At 69.6% G+C, this 16469-nt stretch carries 15 protein-coding genes and 2 tRNA genes; 5 read left to right on the top strand and 12 right to left on the bottom strand.

Annotated elements, in window-relative coordinates; genetic code table 11:
* Positions 1-348: 348 nt before the first annotated feature.
* The gene (locus O7624_RS16570; RefSeq protein ID WP_282236429.1) at positions 349-2826 is read left to right on the top strand and encodes an ATP-dependent Clp protease ATP-binding subunit; all 2478 of its coding nucleotides are present in this window, start codon (positions 349-351) and stop codon (positions 2824-2826) included.
* A gap of 86 nt (positions 2827-2912) precedes the next feature.
* Here O7624_RS16570 and O7624_RS16565 read toward each other — a convergent pair whose 3' ends face one another.
* From O7624_RS16565 to O7624_RS16555, 3 genes are all read right to left on the bottom strand, one after another.
* The gene (locus tag O7624_RS16565; protein ID WP_282236428.1) at positions 2913-3926 is read right to left on the bottom strand and encodes a mechanosensitive ion channel domain-containing protein; all 1014 of its coding nucleotides are present in this window, start codon (positions 3924-3926) and stop codon (positions 2913-2915) included.
* A gap of 128 nt (positions 3927-4054) precedes the next feature.
* The gene (locus O7624_RS16560) at positions 4055-4711 is read right to left on the bottom strand and encodes a DUF1345 domain-containing protein (RefSeq protein WP_282236427.1); all 657 of its coding nucleotides are present in this window, start codon (positions 4709-4711) and stop codon (positions 4055-4057) included.
* Positions 4712-4715: 4 nt separating this feature from the next.
* On the bottom strand, positions 4716-5048 hold the full coding sequence (locus O7624_RS16555) for a hypothetical protein (RefSeq protein WP_282236426.1): 333 nt from the start codon (positions 5046-5048) through the stop codon (positions 4716-4718).
* Between the two features lie 185 nt (positions 5049-5233).
* Between O7624_RS16555 and O7624_RS16550 the strand changes: the two genes are divergently transcribed.
* Together O7624_RS16550 and O7624_RS16545 are read left to right on the top strand one after the other, a co-directional pair.
* Positions 5234-6223, top strand: coding sequence for a potassium channel family protein (locus O7624_RS16550; RefSeq protein ID WP_282236425.1), 990 nt, complete (start codon positions 5234-5236; stop codon positions 6221-6223).
* 151 nt (positions 6224-6374) lie between these two features.
* Positions 6375-7142 carry a hypothetical protein gene (locus O7624_RS16545; protein WP_282236424.1) on the top strand — a complete coding sequence of 256 codons (768 nt, stop codon included), beginning with the start codon at positions 6375-6377 and terminating at the stop codon, positions 7140-7142.
* Between the two features lie 251 nt (positions 7143-7393).
* On the opposite strand, the gene O7624_RS16535 is transcribed toward O7624_RS16545, so the two are convergent.
* From O7624_RS16535 to O7624_RS16505, 7 genes are all read right to left on the bottom strand, one after another.
* On the bottom strand, positions 7394-7615 hold the full coding sequence (locus O7624_RS16535) for a hypothetical protein (protein ID WP_282236423.1): 222 nt from the start codon (positions 7613-7615) through the stop codon (positions 7394-7396).
* 215 nt (positions 7616-7830) lie between these two features.
* Positions 7831-8610: a hypothetical protein gene (locus tag O7624_RS16530; protein ID WP_282236422.1), complete on the bottom strand. Its 780-nt coding sequence runs from the start codon at positions 8608-8610 to the stop codon at positions 7831-7833.
* Positions 8611-8961: 351 nt separating this feature from the next.
* Positions 8962-9351: a DUF2267 domain-containing protein gene (locus O7624_RS16525; protein WP_282236421.1), complete on the bottom strand. Its 390-nt coding sequence runs from the start codon at positions 9349-9351 to the stop codon at positions 8962-8964.
* Between the two features lie 72 nt (positions 9352-9423).
* Entirely contained in the window at positions 9424-9810 is a 387-nt protein-coding gene (locus O7624_RS16520) for a DUF2267 domain-containing protein (protein ID WP_282236420.1), read from the bottom strand.
* A gap of 334 nt (positions 9811-10144) precedes the next feature.
* Positions 10145-10217, bottom strand: a tRNA-Arg gene (locus O7624_RS16515).
* A 35-nt stretch (positions 10218-10252) separates the two neighbouring features.
* Positions 10253-10343: transfer RNA gene (locus O7624_RS16510), tRNA-Ser, on the bottom strand.
* Positions 10344-10664: 321 nt separating this feature from the next.
* A complete protein-coding gene (locus tag O7624_RS16505; RefSeq protein ID WP_282236419.1) occupies positions 10665-11564 on the bottom strand; it encodes a hypothetical protein in 900 nt (299 codons plus the stop codon).
* A gap of 130 nt (positions 11565-11694) precedes the next feature.
* Between O7624_RS16505 and O7624_RS16500 the strand changes: the two genes are divergently transcribed.
* Positions 11695-12315 (top strand): hypothetical protein, encoded by a 621-nt coding sequence (locus tag O7624_RS16500; protein ID WP_282236418.1) that lies wholly within the window; start codon positions 11695-11697, stop codon positions 12313-12315.
* A 100-nt stretch (positions 12316-12415) separates the two neighbouring features.
* Here O7624_RS16500 and O7624_RS16495 read toward each other — a convergent pair whose 3' ends face one another.
* Entirely contained in the window at positions 12416-13186 is a 771-nt protein-coding gene (locus O7624_RS16495) for a CPBP family intramembrane glutamic endopeptidase (RefSeq protein WP_282236417.1), read from the bottom strand.
* 155 nt (positions 13187-13341) lie between these two features.
* Here O7624_RS16495 and O7624_RS16490 point away from each other — a divergent pair, with 155 nt between their 5' ends.
* A complete protein-coding gene (locus O7624_RS16490) occupies positions 13342-14463 on the top strand; it encodes a globin domain-containing protein (protein WP_282236416.1) in 1122 nt (373 codons plus the stop codon).
* A 157-nt stretch (positions 14464-14620) separates the two neighbouring features.
* Here O7624_RS16490 and O7624_RS16485 read toward each other — a convergent pair whose 3' ends face one another.
* Positions 14621-16135 (bottom strand): peptide deformylase, encoded by a 1515-nt coding sequence (locus O7624_RS16485; protein WP_282236415.1) that lies wholly within the window; start codon positions 16133-16135, stop codon positions 14621-14623.
* Between the last annotated feature and the right edge of the window lie 334 nt (positions 16136-16469).

The raw sequence follows: 16469 nt of genomic DNA, 5'->3' as shown, positions 1-16469 counted from the left end.
TAACCGGCTCCTCGCAACCGGACCTACAGCACGACATGGGCCAGGATCTAGCGACCGATGGACGCCTTGGTACGCATCACGACGACGACCGTGGGCGAAGTCCGAACTCCGCGCATGTACGACGGCGCACGGACCTGCAGCCGGGCGACGTGCTCGGGCACAAGAACGCCGAAGGTTTACGGCGATCGGTGACGACGGCGACCATGTCCACCCGCCCCCGCAGCGAGTGCAAACCCTGACCTCCTTCGCAAACCCACAAACCGCAAAAGCCGCCTTGGCTAGCGAAAGGTGCGTAGCGTTCAGGTGGGCCTGTGCCGAGGACCCACCCAGCCGACAGGAAGGTATGAGATGTCGCTCGACGCGTTCCGCATCCCTGGCGGCTCCTTGGATGACCTGATGAGTCGGTTCTTCGGAGGGGACCCGTTCGCGGGACGTCCGGTGGAGCGGGTCGACCTGTCCCGGCTGCTCTCCACCGAATCGCGGCAACTCCTGCAACGGGCAGCCGAGCAGGCTACGGAGTGGGGCAGTCCCTACCTAAACGTCGAGCACCTGCTGTGGGCCGCTACCCAGTCCGACCCCACCCGCCGGATCCTCGACGCCAGCGGCGCCGACCCCGACGACCTTGCCCGCCAGGTAGAGTCGGCCGTCCCCAGGGGCAGGCCACGCGAGGACACACCTCCACTCGCGCCGGCGGCGAAGCGCGCCCTGCTCGACGCGCACCGCGAGTCGCGACGATCCGGCGCGACGTACATCGGCCCCGAACACCTCCTGCTCGGCATCGCTGCGAACCCGGAGACGACCGCGGGCCGGGCGTTGCGGGCGCTCGGTGGGCCTGTCACCGGGCCCACGCCGCCGGCGGGCGGTGCCGGCGGGCGCGGGGCCAGCAGCACCCCCACCCTTGACCAGTACGGGCGGGACCTCACCGAGGACGCCCGGGCCGGTCGGCTCGATCCGGTCGTCGGGCGTGATGACGAGATCGACGACACGATCGAAGTGCTATCCCGGCGTACGAAGAACAACCCGGTGCTCACCGGCGAGCCGGGTGTCGGCAAGACGGCGATCGTCGAGGGCATCGCGCAGCGCATCGTCAACGACGAGGTGCCCGAAACCCTGGCCAACCGGCGTGTGGTCGCACTCGACCTGTCCGGGATGGTGGCGGGTGCCAAGTACCGCGGTGAGTTCGAAGAGCGCCTGAAGAATGTGATCCAGGAGGTGACGGCGGACGAGGACGGGCTGATCCTTTTCATCGACGAACTGCACACCGTTGTCGGCGCGGGCGGCGGTGGCGAGGGGGCCATGGATGCCGGCAACATGCTCAAGCCCGCCCTGGCCCGCGGCGAACTGCACGTGGTCGGTGCGACGACACTGAACGAGTACCGTCGCTACATCGAGAAGGACCCTGCGCTGGAGCGCCGGTTCCAGCCGATCCTGGTGTCGGAGCCGAGCGTGGAGGACACGGTCGCGATCCTCAAGGGCGTACGCGACCGGTACGAGGCGCACCATCAGGTGCGCTACACGGACGAAGCGCTGGACGCCGCGGCTGAACTGTCCCACCGCTACATCACCGACCGGTTTCTGCCGGACAAGGCCATCGACCTGCTCGACCAGGCGGGGGCGCGGGTCCGGCTGCGTTCCCGCACCCCGGCTCCGGACAAAAAGGAGATTGAAAAGCGGCTGTCCCAGCTGCGCCGGGAGAAGGACAGTGCGGTGGCGAACGAGGACTATCAGCGCGCGGGTGCGCTGAAAGCCGAGATCGGTGCGGCCGAGCGGGACCTGGCGGCGGCGCAGGAGGGCACGCCTCCGGTGCCTGAGGTGCACATGAGCGACATCGCCGAGGTGGTCAGCCGCCGTACCGGTGTTCCCGTCACCCAGCTAACGGAGGTGGAGAAGCAGAGGTTGAGGCGCATCGAGGAGCAACTGCACGAGCGCGTGGTCGGCCAGCACGAGGCCGTACGGGCTGTGGCGGCCGCCGTACGCCGGTCGCGTTCCGGGCTGAGTGACCCCCAGCGACCCGACGGGTCGTTCCTCTTCCTCGGCCCCACCGGCGTCGGCAAGACTGAACTGGCCCGAGCCCTCGCCGCGGCGCTCTTCGGCGACGAGTCCAGCATGATCCGCTTCGACATGAGCGAGTTCCAGGAGCAGCACACGGTCAGCCGGCTGGTCGGAGCGCCCCCGGGCTACGTCGGGTACGAGGAGGCCGGTCAGCTCACCGAGGCGGTTCGGCGTCGGCCATACTCGGTGCTGCTCTTCGACGAGGTGGAGAAGGCGCATGCGGATGTGTTCAACGCGCTGCTGCAGGTCCTCGACGACGGTCGCCTCACCGACGCGCAGGGTCGCACGGTCGATTTCAGCAACACCATTCTGATCATGACGAGCAACATCGGCGCGGATCGCATTCTGGCCGCGCAGACGGCAGGGCGTCCGGTCAGCGACCAGCGCGAGGAGCTGATGGGGCTGCTGGGGCAGCGGTTCCGGCCGGAATTCCTCAACCGGATCGACGAGATCATAATCTTTACCGGCCTAGACCGGGACCAGCTCCTCGAGATCACCGGCCTGCTGCTGGACCGCACCCGCCGTCGGCTGCACGCACAGGACATCAACCTTGAGGTCAGCCCGGACGCCACGCAGTGGCTGGCCAACCGGGGCTACCAGCCCGAGTACGGGGCACGGCCACTGCGGCGCAGCATCCAGCGCGAGCTGGAAGACCGGCTGTCGACCCTGCTGCTCGAGGACGGGGCGAATCCGGGCGACACCATCGAGGTCAATGTCGTCGGCGGCGAACTCGACCTCTCGGTCCGGCCCGCCGCCGTGCCGGCCGGCACCTGATGCCCGTCCTTCTAGTCACCGAAGGCCTGAGGAACAGCTCAGGAATGACCTGCTCCTCCGGAATGGACGAGGTCCGGGGCTCGGGCTCAGGGGTGGTACTCGCTGCGGGTGCGGGGCAGCCACTCGGGGTGGTGGTCGCGCAGGTACCGGATGAGGCCCTCGCGGACGTCGCACCGGAGGTCCCACGCACTCGGCCCGTCGGCCGCCGATGCCTGGACCTGGACGACGACGGTCTGGGGCGTCGCGTCCACCATCTGCAGCACCCACTGGTGCCGGTCCCACAGGGGTGATGCTTCGACGATCCGCCTCGTCTCGGTGCGGAGGTCGTCCAGGTCGGCGGTGTGATCGACGTGGAGCCGGGTCTCGCCGATCACCCGCGTCTCGTGTCGGGTCCAGTTCTGGAAGGGGTGCTCGGTGAACCAGGTGGTGGGCAGGATGAGCATCCGGTCGTCCCAGAGCCGGATGACCACGTTTGTCAGCTTCACCTCCTCGACGCGCCCCCACTGCCCATCGACCACGATGACGTCTCCCACGTGGAGTCCGTCGGCGAACGCGACCTGGATGCCGGCGAAGGCGTTGCCGAGCGCGGTACGTGCGGACAGGCCGAGCAGCGCGCCGACGACACCCGCCGAGGTGAGCACGGACAGTCCGATGGTGCGCAGCGGAGGAAAGGTGGTGAGGATCAGGCCGATCGCCACGACCGTCACCACGACCGAGGTGAGGCGCCGTACCGGTCGAACCTGGGTGCGGGCGCGGCGGATCCGGCGGTCGGCCCGCGTCTCGCCCGGCAGCCGGCTGAACGCGGCCCTCTCGGCGACGTGCAGGGCGCGAAGCACCAGCCACGTCACGCTCGCGATCAACAGCACCACGACGACGCGCCGGACGATGTGGGGTCCTGTGCCGGGGTACGCGCGGATTCCGACGTACAGCGCCGCGAGGAGCAGCACGACGACGGCGGGGCGTCGGGATGCGCGGTACAGCGGCGCGAACAGCCATCGGTAGCTACGACCACCGGCCCGACGCTGGACCAGCACACCGGCCAGCAGGCCCGCTGCGACAACCAGGGCCACCGCGACCACCAGGACCATCCTCGTGGTCATCAACCGACTTTCCTGCCACCGGCGACCGTCATCGGGCACTCCCGTCCGTTCCACTCGCGGTCACCTGGCGCGTCGATCTCGCCCTCGCGGAGCCGTTCCAGCGGCGGGCGCATGTCATGCTGCGTGGGTCACGACTGGCCCAGGTTGGTGACCAGGTTCACGGCGACGGCCAGGATGCCAGTTCCGAAGGTGTACGAGAGCAGCGCGTGCCCGAGCGCGATCCGGCGCATGCGGTTGCTGGTCGGTTCGTTCTCCCCCGGGGCATAGGACATGCCGACCGTGAAAGCGACATACGCGAAGTCCGCGTACGCCGGTGGATCGTCGCGCTTGAAGTCGATGCCGCCATCGTCGCGGTAGTACAGCCGGGCGTACTTGAACGCGAAGACCGTGTTCACAAGCGCCCACGCCAGGACCACCGCGACGACGCTGAGGATCACCAGCGTCACAGCCACCATGTCCTGCTGGTTCGAGGCCCGGACGAGCGCCTCGGCCACGACGGCGAGGCTGATGACCGACGCGATCAGGATCGCCGAGTCAGTGGAACGCGTGTGCTGCTCCGCCTCGGCAAGCTGCTCGGTCCGCTTTGGGCTCGCCGACCAGCAGGCCCGCCACACCCAGACGACGATGATGCCCGCCGCGATCGTCCAGATCACCAGCGGTGCCAACTCCGGCGCCCCGACCAGCGCGGTGGCCGCCCCGGCGACGACACCGACGGCCAACGACCACAGGACACGCCTGACCGACAGCAGGCGTCCCCACGCCAGTCCTCCCGATCGCTGCTCCACCCGTTCAGCGTTCCGGCTCGACCGGATCGCGCAGGGAAAACCCCGAGCGATCACCGGATCGGGCAGCGCCGAGGGTGCCGAGCAGGAGGCTGGCCAGCCAGTAACAGCCTGCGCGAGGGCAGTGGAGCCGGCGGCGAATCCCGGAATGGCCATCGGACCAGTCCGGTTTCGCGGAGAATGTGCTGGCGAACGGGTAGGCCCGGATCGAAAGCAGGGAGTCGACGTAGCGCCGGTGACGGCGGCGCTGCGTGGCGAAGATCCGGTGATGCGCGATCGGCGAGACCGGTGAGATTGGGTCTTCAGCGGCAGGACCGCCGGTGGCAGGCAAGGACAGCACGAAGGACTCCAGCTCAAGGGCGGTGTCAGTGAGCCGGCATGGCCGTCGCTGCCATTCGGAGCGGTTCGAACAGCATGGACACGTCGCATCGTCGGGCCGCAGGCTCCGGTGCGGGTTGGGAGTCAGGGGTGTGGGCTGTCGCCGCCGGCGTTCTACTCATTGCCCTCGGAATCGTGGACGCTGTGATGACCGTGCTGCACCCCACCCGCCGCGGACCGGTCACCCTCGTGACCGGGGTCGGGGTGTGGTCGGCCATCCGTTTGTTGGCTCGCTGCGTCGGACGTCCACGGATCCTGTCGAGCGCGGGGATGCTCGCCGTCCTGACGGTTGTGGCGGTGTGGACGGTGCTCATGTGGGCAGGTTTCGCGCTGCTGTTCCTGCCGAACCTGACAGGGCTCTCCTACTCGCCGTCGGTTTCCTACGGATCGCTGAACTTTCTCGACGCCCTGTACATGAGCGGCATGTCCTTGACGACTGTGGGATTCGGCGACGTCGTCGGTGGAACGGACGCACTGCGCCTGATCACGGTCCTTGAGGCCGCCGCGGGCTTCGGCCTGATAACCGCGGCCATCACGTACGTCCTGTCGATCTACCCGCTCACCTCACAGCTCAGTAGCGCGGCGCGGATGGTGCAGACCCAAGCCGACGATCCGGTACGCGCAGCGGAACTGGTGGTCCTCGGAGGAAGCTCCTACCTGCAGAGTCTGCAGGAGAGGCTGATCTCGGTGGACGAGGACACCCAACGCTTCCCGTTCCTCTACTACTTCCGGGCGAGCGACCCGTCGGCGACACTCCACACGTTCATCCGTGGCACCGCGATGGTATGCCTGCAGGCACGGTGGGGCATCTCCACGGACGCCGCCCCATACGCCCGGGTGCAGGGGCGCGAACTGCAGCTTCGTCTTCAGCACGCCATCGACCAATACGCCATCGGCTTCCTGATGCGCGACCCCCGGTGCCTGCGCCGTCCGCTGGGCGCTGACGACGCGCGTCGCCGCTGGCAGCGCTTGGCTGCCGCAGCCGGCAACTGGTGCGTGAACCGCCCCGGGGAGGACGAGACGGATCTCGACGATTTCGCCCGGTTCGTCGGATGCTGCCAGACCTTCCTGGATAACCTGGCCGAGCAACACCTGTACCCGCCCGCGCAGCTCCTACCTGCCACCAGCCCGCCATGAAGCGCCCACAGGTATGCCGATCCCATGGACTCGTGGAGGACTCCGTCATGCGGCCTGGACCTCCAGGGCGGGGAGGGCTCAGCGTTAGTAGTCGATGGGCGAGCGCCAGTCGCAGACGGAGCACCGGCGGCGTTGACGCTCGCACGCTCCGGTGACACTCACCCGGGCGGGCAGCCTGTGGGCGACGCTGGTGATGGCGTGCGTTCTGGGGGCACTTCACCTGCTCGCACCGTACATCCGCCGGAGGCTGCCGGTGCCCACCCACGCGGCGGCCTCGCTCGGTGGCGGCATCGCCGCAGCGTACGTCTTCCTATACCTGCTGCCGCGCCTCGCCGAGGGCAACCAAGCCGTGGCCCACGTGCTGGAGGAAAAGGTCGACGCCACCCCGGCGCGCGGATTCATCCTGTTCTTCGTGGCGCTGGTCGGCTTTTTCACGTTCTACGTGCTGGAACGCGCCACCCATCGGTCGAACGACCACAAGCACGAGCCCACCCGGGTGGTCTTCGCGTTCCAACTCGGCTTCTTCGCCCTCTACAGCGGGTTGATCACGTACACCCTGGCAACCAAGCTGCACGCCGGGCTCGGACCGGCGGTGCTGTTCGCCGTCGCCATGGGGCTGCACGTGCTGGCCACCGACGGCGTGCTGGCCCAGCACTTTCCGATCAGCCTCACCACCCGGTGGCGCCTCGTCCTCGTCGCCGGTGCCGGCACCGGCTGGCTGACAGCCGTCGTCGCCCAGCCCACCGGCGTGCTGATGAACCTGCTCACCGCGTTCCTGGGCGGCGGGATCCTGCTCAACGTCTTCGTCGACGAACTGACCCCCCAGCGTCACTCCAGCCTCACCTGGTTCACCGCCGGCCTCGCCGCCTACTCCGGCCTTCTAGCGATCGCGACCTTCACCGGTACGGGCGCCGTCTGAGGGGCACCGGGACTATGCGCTGAGGCTGTTCCGCGAGAGGGAGTCCCGGGACCGGCTCGTCGAGGTCTACTTCGCCCCGTCCTGGGACAAGCACCTACGCGAGCACGGCGGCCGACTCAGTCGCACCGATCGGGAGGCCGAGGATCGAGCCTGGAGCACAACCGAGCGCCAGCCGGCGGTGCGGCATCTACTCCCGGCAGCCGCGCAGGCGCAGAGCTGACCGACGAGCGGGCGGAAGAGGGAACCGCGGGTCAGGCCGTACCCTGGCGGTTGACCCGCCCCTCCCGGGTCGCCTTCGACCGGCCATGGTCGCGCTCGGTTCCGGCCGACCCCGTTGCGGTGCGCTCGTGCCGCTGGCCCGGCGAGTGCTCCACGGTGGCCCCCTGCCGGCCCCGCGCTCCGCTGCCCGGGTGCCGGCGGCCCCGCGCCGACTCGCCGCCGCTGTCATGCTTGTTGCGCTTGTGGCTACCCATGCCCCGTGGGTACCCGGCGCCCGTGCGCCCATGCTTTCGAGTGGGGACGCGCCGGCAACCCCCGAACACCGAGCCGCGAACTCCTCCAGCCGCACCCGCACTCGGGCATGCCCTCCCTCGTCCCTGCCTGGCAGCAAAAGGGGGTGATACACCCTGGAAGCGATACACCGAAAAAAACCCGACAAGGTGCCAGTACGCACCACGGCGGACCTCGATCAGCTCTGCTGCTGTTGCCCCTGGGGCCCTACCAGCCGCGCCGTGTCCTGCCTCAGCGGCTGGCTGCTGTGGGCAATCTTCTTCATCCGTTGCCAGGCCGCCCGGGCCGGAGATCCGCCCAGCACGCCGCCCAGACCCCCACCGCCACCAGCCGCTGCCACCCCGTCCTGAGCCAGTTGCTGCGTGGTCTGCCCGAGTTGTTGGCCGACCTGCTGGGTGGTCTGCTGCAGCGTCCGCGCCAGCGGCCCCTGCGGCCCGAGCGCCTGCTGAGCCGCCTGCCCGACCTGGTTCACAGCGGTGTCCACTGTCTTCACCAGCGACTCGACGATCTGAGGGTTGCGCTCGATGGTGCGCAGAGCGCTGTCGAGAATTCCACGGAGCTCTTCGAGTCGAACCTCGAGCATCGCTTGGGCCTCAACGCCCTTGATGTCGATCTTCACCGTGCCGAGATGCGCCTGTACGCCCACGTCGAGCTGGAGCAGGCTCCCCAGCCGGGCTCGCAGTGACACGGAGGCGTCCAGGTTGTCGACCTCAACGTAGAGCTGTTCGACCTTGACCTGCGGGATCTGCAGGACGACGTCCGGGTCTGACAGCGTCTTAATGCTGTGCCCACCAGCCAGCTGGGGAAGGCTGTGCTCACCACGCTGCGAGGCGGCCGGGCGTTTGCCGAGTTCATCACCTCTTGGCCCGTCGCCGGGGCCGAGGTTCTGGCCCCGGCCGGAAACTTCCGCGCCTTCCTCGGCGACGCGCTGCCGATCCACCTGCTCGCGCTGTTTCACGGACGACTCCCGTTCGCCCGTATCCCGGCTCTCCGGATCGGCAATCCCGCACTCCTCGGGCCTCGCCTGGTTTGCGGACCGGATGGGCCCACCGTCGGTATCTGGCTCCGATCATCGGCCCATCCCCTCGGACCGGGTCGCGGTCTACCCGTGTACCGGGGCATCAAACGGCTCAGAGGTGCGGCCGAGGAGACGGCGGATCAGCTGCGCCTGAAAGTGAAGGGCAAGCAGGTGAGCACCTGTTCCCGTCCGTATCCGGGGTGAGACCGCCAACAGCAGGTCGGCGTGCCAGTAGCCGCCCACCGACTCGGCATGGGCTGACCCGCCGCTCGGCCGGGGATTCGGCTCGTGTCACGCCCAGACTCGGCCCGCCGAATGAAACAACTGTCGAATGTCCTTGGACAGCTCGGACTCCAGGTCCTCGAATTCGTCGGCGCTCATTGCCTCGCGCAGGGTCGTCAATACCGCGTGAGCACCGTCAGCCGCCCGTTGGTCATCCAATCCAGACCGCGTCCGCACCTCGTTCAGGAACTCCACAAGATCGAGCCGCTCGGCGAACTCCACTTCCTTGTGCAGATACCCTCGATACTCCGCCGGAAGTTGGGTGGCCAGATCGCGGGCCTCGCCGCCACTGACCCGTTCCGCCAGCGTCGTGAGCGTGGCTCGGATGACGTTCGCCGCCTCCGTCGGTGGCAGCCCCGCCTGCTTCCTCACCGCTTCGAGGAACTCGGCGTAGTTCACCGCTTCTCCCTCCCGCCCAGTTGAGGTGCTTCGCGACGTCCCAGAACGGCCGACAACCGGGGTCGCCGCCGGTCATGGTCCGCGGGGCACCGGCCGGGCCAGGGCCCGCAGGTCCTCCGGTAGTTGCGCCATCGCATCCTCGAACTCGTCGTGCCCGACCACGCGGTGCAAGGTCTGCAGAACGGCCCGCACGCCACGCTCTGCGACGCCGCGCTCCACCCCCGCGCGATCCGACACCCGCCGCAGGAACTCGTCGTACGCGAAAACCTCCGGCTCCTCCGTACCCTTGACCATGAACTGGCGTAGCTCGTACGCCACGCGGTCGGCCAGGTCCGCCGCCTCGCCGCCGCTGATCCGCTCCGTGAGGGTACGCAGGGTGGCCACGGTCAGGGATTGCGCCGTGTCCGGAGCAACGCCCGCCCGTGCCGCTACTTTCTCGAAGAACTTCAGCTCAGCCATGCCCCCGCCCTTCCCGTCCCGGACAGGCCTGGCTACCCCCAGCTACCGGGCACAAACAAGCGATGGCCGCCCTGCCGCGCGCCGCCGATGCCCATGGCCTGCTCCTGATCCCCGCAACGGCCGCACCGGTCAGCTGGCAGCCGACCCAGCTCCGCTCGTCGGTCCTCCGACAGCGCACCCGCGCCGTCGGGCCCAGCGGGACGCCGCCGGACCGACCAGGACACGAGGGATGCTCGTCGCACGAGCACCATCCGAGCAACCAACCGACCACAAGGGACGAAACCAGTAAGGGGCCTGACCGCCGTTCCGGCAGTTCAGACCCCTTGTGATCTTGCGCGCCCGAAGGGACTCGAACCCCTAACCTTCTGATCCGTAGTCAGATGCTCTATCCGTTGAGCTACGGGCGCTGGTGCTCGGCCAGTCTACACACCCGGCCTTCGCGCGGAGACTCCGGGATTCGAACCCGGGAGGGGCTTTAAGACCCCAACCGCATTAGCAGTGCGGCGCCATAGACCAGACTAGGCGAAGTCTCCCAGGTGGCCCGCAGACCACCGCGCCCGAGGATACAGGCCGCGCCCGGCCGGGAGCAAAGCGACTACCGGAACGAGTTGCGTCCAGTGATCCAGGACGGCTCCCCGCTGTGCGTTGGTGTGATCAGGACTACGCTCCATCGGCATGCAGGAGCAGCCGCCCAGCGAGCAGAACCGCCGTGAGCCTGCTGAGGGAGCCCGCCGACGCACCGCGAAGGCGACCTTCACGCCGCCTCCGGCACCGGCACCGTCGCCACCGGAGGAGCAGGAGGACCCGACCGGGTCCCGTCCTCGACGGTCGAAGGCGGCACCGAGCGTGCTCTTTCAGCCGCCACCGACGCCGGAGCAGCCGCTGCCGCGCCAGTCCGGGCCGGCCGCGTCCCGGCCTTCGGCCACGCCGGTGCCGCCGTTCACCGGTGTGACGGAGGCGGCGGGCCAGAGCGAGCGCACGGCTTCACCGGCGAGCCGAAAGGTCGGGGAAGCCACGTCGGTACCTGCGTCGCGTCGCCGTGGTAGCACCGGCCAGCCGCCGGCAGCGGGTTCGGACTCCGTTGGAACGGACGTGACTCCGGCTGACGCCCGACCCGCCCGCCGGAAGTCAACCAGGCGCGAGACATCGCCGAAGCAGGTTGGATCTGCCGACCCCGGTTCCAGCCTTGGAGCCCCGGCCACCGACACCTCAGCCTTCGACACCACGGAGACGGACAGCGGGACTACCGACGCCGAAAGGACCGCCCGGACGACCGATTCCCCCTCCGTTGACACTGGCAAGCCGGCCGCCGAGGGGACGGGCGGGGCAGCGGCCGGCCCCGCTGCGGCCGGAAGGGCTCCGGCACGGAAAGCGGCCAAGACGACGGCGGCGCAGAGAAGGGTGCGGGCGAGCGACGAGGGGGCACCCGAGGCGACCGGTGTCGAGAAGGCGACGAGGAAGGCTACCCGGCGAACGGCAACCGGCGCGGTTACCGCCCCGGGCGAGGCTGGTCCGACGGCGTCGGGTACCGAAACGGCGGCGGCCAGGGCCGAGGCAGCACCGGTCAAGGCAGCCCGGAAAGCCACGAAGCGGGCTCCCCGTAAGAGGACCACCAGCGAAGCGGCCAGCGGCAACCCGACCGCCAGCGAGACGACCGCCACCAGCGGCACGGCGACCACCAGCGAGACAGCCATCAGCGGCACGACCACCCGAAAGACGACGGCCAGCGGACCGGCCACGAGCGCGACGACCACCGACGGAGTGGTTGGCGAGCCCGGGTCAGCGCCGGGCAGTGCCGTCTTGGTGCCGGCGGCCGGGGCCGCACCGTTCGGCGACGGCAGCGGGCGCGACATTTCGGGGCGTACGCCGGAATCGGAGCTGGGGATGCTCGTGACGCGGGTCGTCGACCATCCGGGCTTCGCCCCGGAGCTACTGGCCCTGACCGCGGTGGAGGTCCTCGGGCCCGGCGCGGCCGAGTGGGGCCGGCGGCTGCGGGAGTTGTACCCGGGGGCGCGGGCGGACGGGCTGGCCCGGCTGGCCAACCGGCGCTTCGTCCGGCAGGCCGGCGTCGGTGGGGCGACCGCCGCGCTGAGCGGAGTCTTCGCGCCGGTGGTCGAACTGGCGGCGGTGCTCTGGTCGCAGGCGAACCTGGTGCTGCACCTGGCGGCGGCGTACGGCCATGATCCGGCGCATCCGGACCGGGCGGCGGAACTGCTGATGTTGGCCCAGGTACACCCGGACCTGGCGAGCGCGGAGGCGGCGGTGGCGGCGGCGCGGGCGGCGCAGGGGCCGGAGGAAAAGCCCGGACTCCGCGCGGTCGAGGCGGCCTGGCGGCTGGCGGCCCCGCTGGCCGCGCAGGCGGGTGGCTGGCTGGCGCTGCGGCTGGTGTCCCGGCTGCTGCCGGGTACGGCGGCACTGACCGCAGCGGCCGGCAACTCGGCGGGGGCCGAACGCCTGGCCGCCCGAGCCACCACCCTCTACCGCCCACCCCACCCCACCCCGTGAGCCGTGAGCCGGTTGACCAAGAAGTTTTCGTCACGACACGCCGGGCGGAGAGACGCAAACCTCTTGATCGACTTCGAAAGGCGGCCCGGGACGGGACTGGTCAGAGCCAGGTGAACCATTCTCGGGGTAGCAGGGCGTAGCCGAGGAAGGCGACGATGTCGAGCAGGGCGTGGGCCACGATCAGCGGCATCACCCTGCGGGTACGCAGGTAGAAGAGGCTGAACACCACACCCATCACCGCGTTGCCGAGGAACGCCCCGAAACCCTGGTAGAGGTGGTACGAGGCGCGCAGCAGCGCGCTCGTGGCGATGATCGCGCCGACCCGCCACTGGAGCTGGCGCAGCCGGGTCATCAGGTAGCCGACCACGATCACCTCCTCCAGGATGCTGTTCTGGAACGCGGCGAGGATCAGTACCGGCACCGTCCACCACAGGTCGGGCAGGGCGGCCGGCACCAGGGTGGCGTTGATGCCGAGCTGGGCCGCCGCCCAGAACAGCGCCAGGCCGGGGAGGCCGATCAGCGCCGCCAGACCGGCGCCCCGGGCCAGGTCGGAGGCGGGTCGTCCGGCATCCAGGCCGAGGGTCCGTACCGGATCGCCGGGGTCCCGGGCCAGCAGGTGTACGGCGAGCAGCACCGGCAGCAGCGCGAAGACGATGCCGAGCAGTTGGTACGTCAGATCCAGGTAGGGGCGGGCCGACGCGGAGGTGTTCAAGGCGGCGGTCTGCCGCGACAGGCCCCCCTCGGCGGTCAACTTCGCGATGATCGACACGGCGGCGTAGACGGCCGACTGGCCGAGGGAGAGGCCGAGTACCAGCATCGTCTCGACGCCAAGTGTCCGGCGGGACACCGGACGGGTGAGCTCAACTGTCACCGGACCACTCTGCCCGACCGGAGGCGCTCCCGGTGACACCCGCCCACCGGCGAACAGCCCTCACGATGCGATCGCACATTCTGTGCGACCTTCATGCACGCTCCGTGGAGATTCTGTCTGGGCCCGATCCGCCGTCAGAAGAAGGAGCGCCCCCGGTGGACAACTTCGCGCGGCTGCTGAAGGAGAGCTGGACCCTGGTCGAGGAGGACCGGGTCCGGCTGAGCGGTCACTTCTACGCCCGGCTCTTCCTCCTCGATCCCGAGCTGCGCAAGCTCTTCCCGGTGCAGATGACCGGCCAGGGCGACCGGCTGCTCGAAGCGATCATCGCGGCGATCCACACGGTGGACGACCCGGAGGGCTTCGACGAGTTCCTCCGTGCGCTCGGCCGGGACCACCGCAAGTACCACGTCGAGGCGGCCCACTACGACACCATGGGCGTGGCGCTGCTGGACGCGTTGCGCAGCACTGCCGGCGACGGCTGGAACCTGGAGTACGACCAGGCGTGGCGGGACGCGTACGCGGCGATCGCCGAGAAGATGCTCGCCGGGGCGGCGGCGGACGACGACCCACCGTTCTGGCACGCCGAGGTGCTGACCCACAAGCGGTACGGCCCGGACACCGCCATCCTCACCTGCCGGGCGTTGCAGCACCCGTTGACCTGGAAGGCGGGTCAGTACGTCAGCGTGGAGGTGCCCCGCCATCATCCCCGGGTGTGGCGGACGTACTCGATCGCCAACGCGCCGAACGATGACAACGTGCTGGAGTTCCACGTGCGTACGCCGGCCGACGCCGCCGGTTGGGTCTCCGGCGCGTTGGTCCGGCGGACCGGGCCGGGCGACCTGCTGCGGGTGGCCGCGCCGATGGGGTCGATGACCGTCGACCGCTCGTCCGAGCGGGACATTCTCTGCGTCGCCGGTGGCGTCGGACTGGCCCCGATCAAGGCGCTCGTCGAGGAGTTGGCCGGTTACAACCGGGCCCGTTGGGTGCATGTCTTCTACGGCGCCCGCACGGCGGCGGACCTCTACGGTCTGGACCGGCTGCGGGAGTTGGTGGCCGCCCACCCGTGGCTGTCGGTGACGCCAGCGTGCAGTGACGACCCGGAATTCGACGGCGAGCAGGGCGACATCTCCGACGTGGTGGCCCGGTACGGGCCGTGGACGACGCACGACTGCTTCGTCTCCGGATCGGCATCGATGGTGCGCGCCACACTCCGAGTGCTGGCCGCCGACGACGTACCGCCGCAGCGGACCCGGTACGACACGTTCGGCAACCTGTAGAGCTTTGCTCCCCCCGAACCGGGGCGCGTGCCCCTGCCCCCTGGGGCACGCGCCCCGGCCCCCGATCGGGCGGACCGGCACCGCCCCGCGCCACCTCGTCCGTCCGGCCGTCGTTCCCACCCGGGCGGGCGGGGTCGCGCCCCGGAGTCGTGCCCGGTCAGTAGCGCCACGGGTGGCCGGATTCGCGGTACTCCTCGATCGGCACCAGCGGCACTCCGGGTGCCATCCGGTCGACGTAGAGCCGGCCCTCCAGATGGTCGATCTCATGTGCGACCAGCCGGGCCATGCCGAATTCGAAGGAGGTGATGATCCGACCGCCGTCGAACTGCGCGTGTTCCACGTCCAGTCGTAGCGGTCGCGGCACCAGCCCGCGATGGTCGAAGAAGGAGAGGCACCCCTCGTACTGTTCGTCGGTGTGTGGTGCCGCATCGACCACCCGAGGATTGAGCAGCACGACGGGCTCGGCGGTGCGGTCCGGCGGACGGACCACCGCGGCGGCTCGGTCGATGTCGAGCTGCGGGGCGGCGATTCCCACCCCCTTGGTGAAGGGGTGCAGTTCGTCCAGCCGGGCCAACGCGGTGATCAACCGGTCGACGATCTCCCGGGCGAGCGGTTCCTCGCGCGGCAGGTCGAACGGGCGGGCCGGCTGGCGCAGCAGATCGGCGCCGCGCTGCACGATGCCGAGCCCACGCATCCGGTCCGACGGTCGGACGCGCCCACCCTCCGCCTCGGGCTCCGGTTGGGCCCGGAATCGCCACTGCAAGCGGTACCTGGCGTTCAGCGGTGGCTCGTCGGTTGCCCAGTCGAAGATCGCCCGGTCGCCCTCGTCGCGGCGGGTCACCGCCGTCCGCAGCGGGCCCTCCTCCGCCGAGAGCGAGGTCTCCGCGCCCCAGACCTGCGGGTCCAGGGCCACCGGCAGGTCCAGGCGTACGGCGAGGTGCCGGGTCGGTACGCGGACCGCGCGCTGGAACCACGGCCCCCACTTGTCCCGCCCGACGGTGTACGCGTACTCGATGGTGGCGCGGCGGCCGGGGTAGAGCGGGAAGCGACGTTCACCGTTCTCGAAGAGCAGCCAGATCTCCTTGAACGCGTCCCGGTCGTGCTTGGCGCGCCAGTGCATGGTCTCCCGCTCGCCGGACTCCTCGCGGCAGGCGACCAGTTGCAGTTCGGCGAAGCTGAGCGGGTGTTCCCGGTGGTGGCGGTTTGAGCGGCCCGGGTCGCTGGGGTAACGGTCGACGGCCACCCGGATCAGGTATCGGGTGACCGGCTCGACACCGGCGTTGTACAGCTCACGCCGGATGACGCAGCGGTAGGCGTCGTCGGTGTGGGTGAGCACGGCCGTCTCGCGTTCGACGATCAGACCGGTGCCGGGCGGCATCCACTGGCCGGGCAGGCTGGCTTCCCGGTGGTTACGGTCGCTGCGGGCGTGGCGAAGGTCGTCGTACTCGCGGAAGCGCTGCCAGATCGCGCCGCTGGCCTCCAGGACGGCCTCGGCGCGACGGGCGAAGTCCTCCGTCGGTCGGTGCCGGCGTCCCTCGACGTGACTGACGTACGAGGGGTCGAAGCCCATCAGGGTGGCCAGTTGTTTTTTGGACAGCCCCCGCTCCGTTCGGTGCCGGGCGAGTTCGGCGGCGAAGGAGTCGGCAGCCCGATCGAGCGGTGAGGTCGTCATCAGCTTCCTCGTGGCCGGGAGTACCAAGTTTCACGTTGAGTCGCCGGCCACACACACATCTGGCACCTAGTCGACAAGAACCTTGACTGATGAACGTTTCATACCGATACTGCCCCGAGTCTCCAGGCCGACACCGACAGTAGTTTTCCCCCCGCCCGCGACCCGGGTTGCCCGCCTCACCCCACCGTCGGGTTCCCCTGCGCCCGAAAGTGTGGTTAGGCTAGCCTTAGTACGACCATGGACGCTTCGGATCGAGTGGGTCAGGTGACGCGGGGGTGGATCAGGTGACAGCGGTGCTGCCCCTTCGGGATCCAGCCGCCACACCCCTGACGCC

It is taken from the genome of Verrucosispora sp. WMMD1129, from assembly GCF_029581255.1.
Classification (GTDB): Bacteria; Actinomycetota; Actinomycetes; order Mycobacteriales; family Micromonosporaceae; genus Micromonospora; species Micromonospora sediminimaris.
The sequence above is the reverse complement of the archived record's forward strand: the minus strand, read 5'-3'. Positions and strand labels throughout refer to the sequence as shown.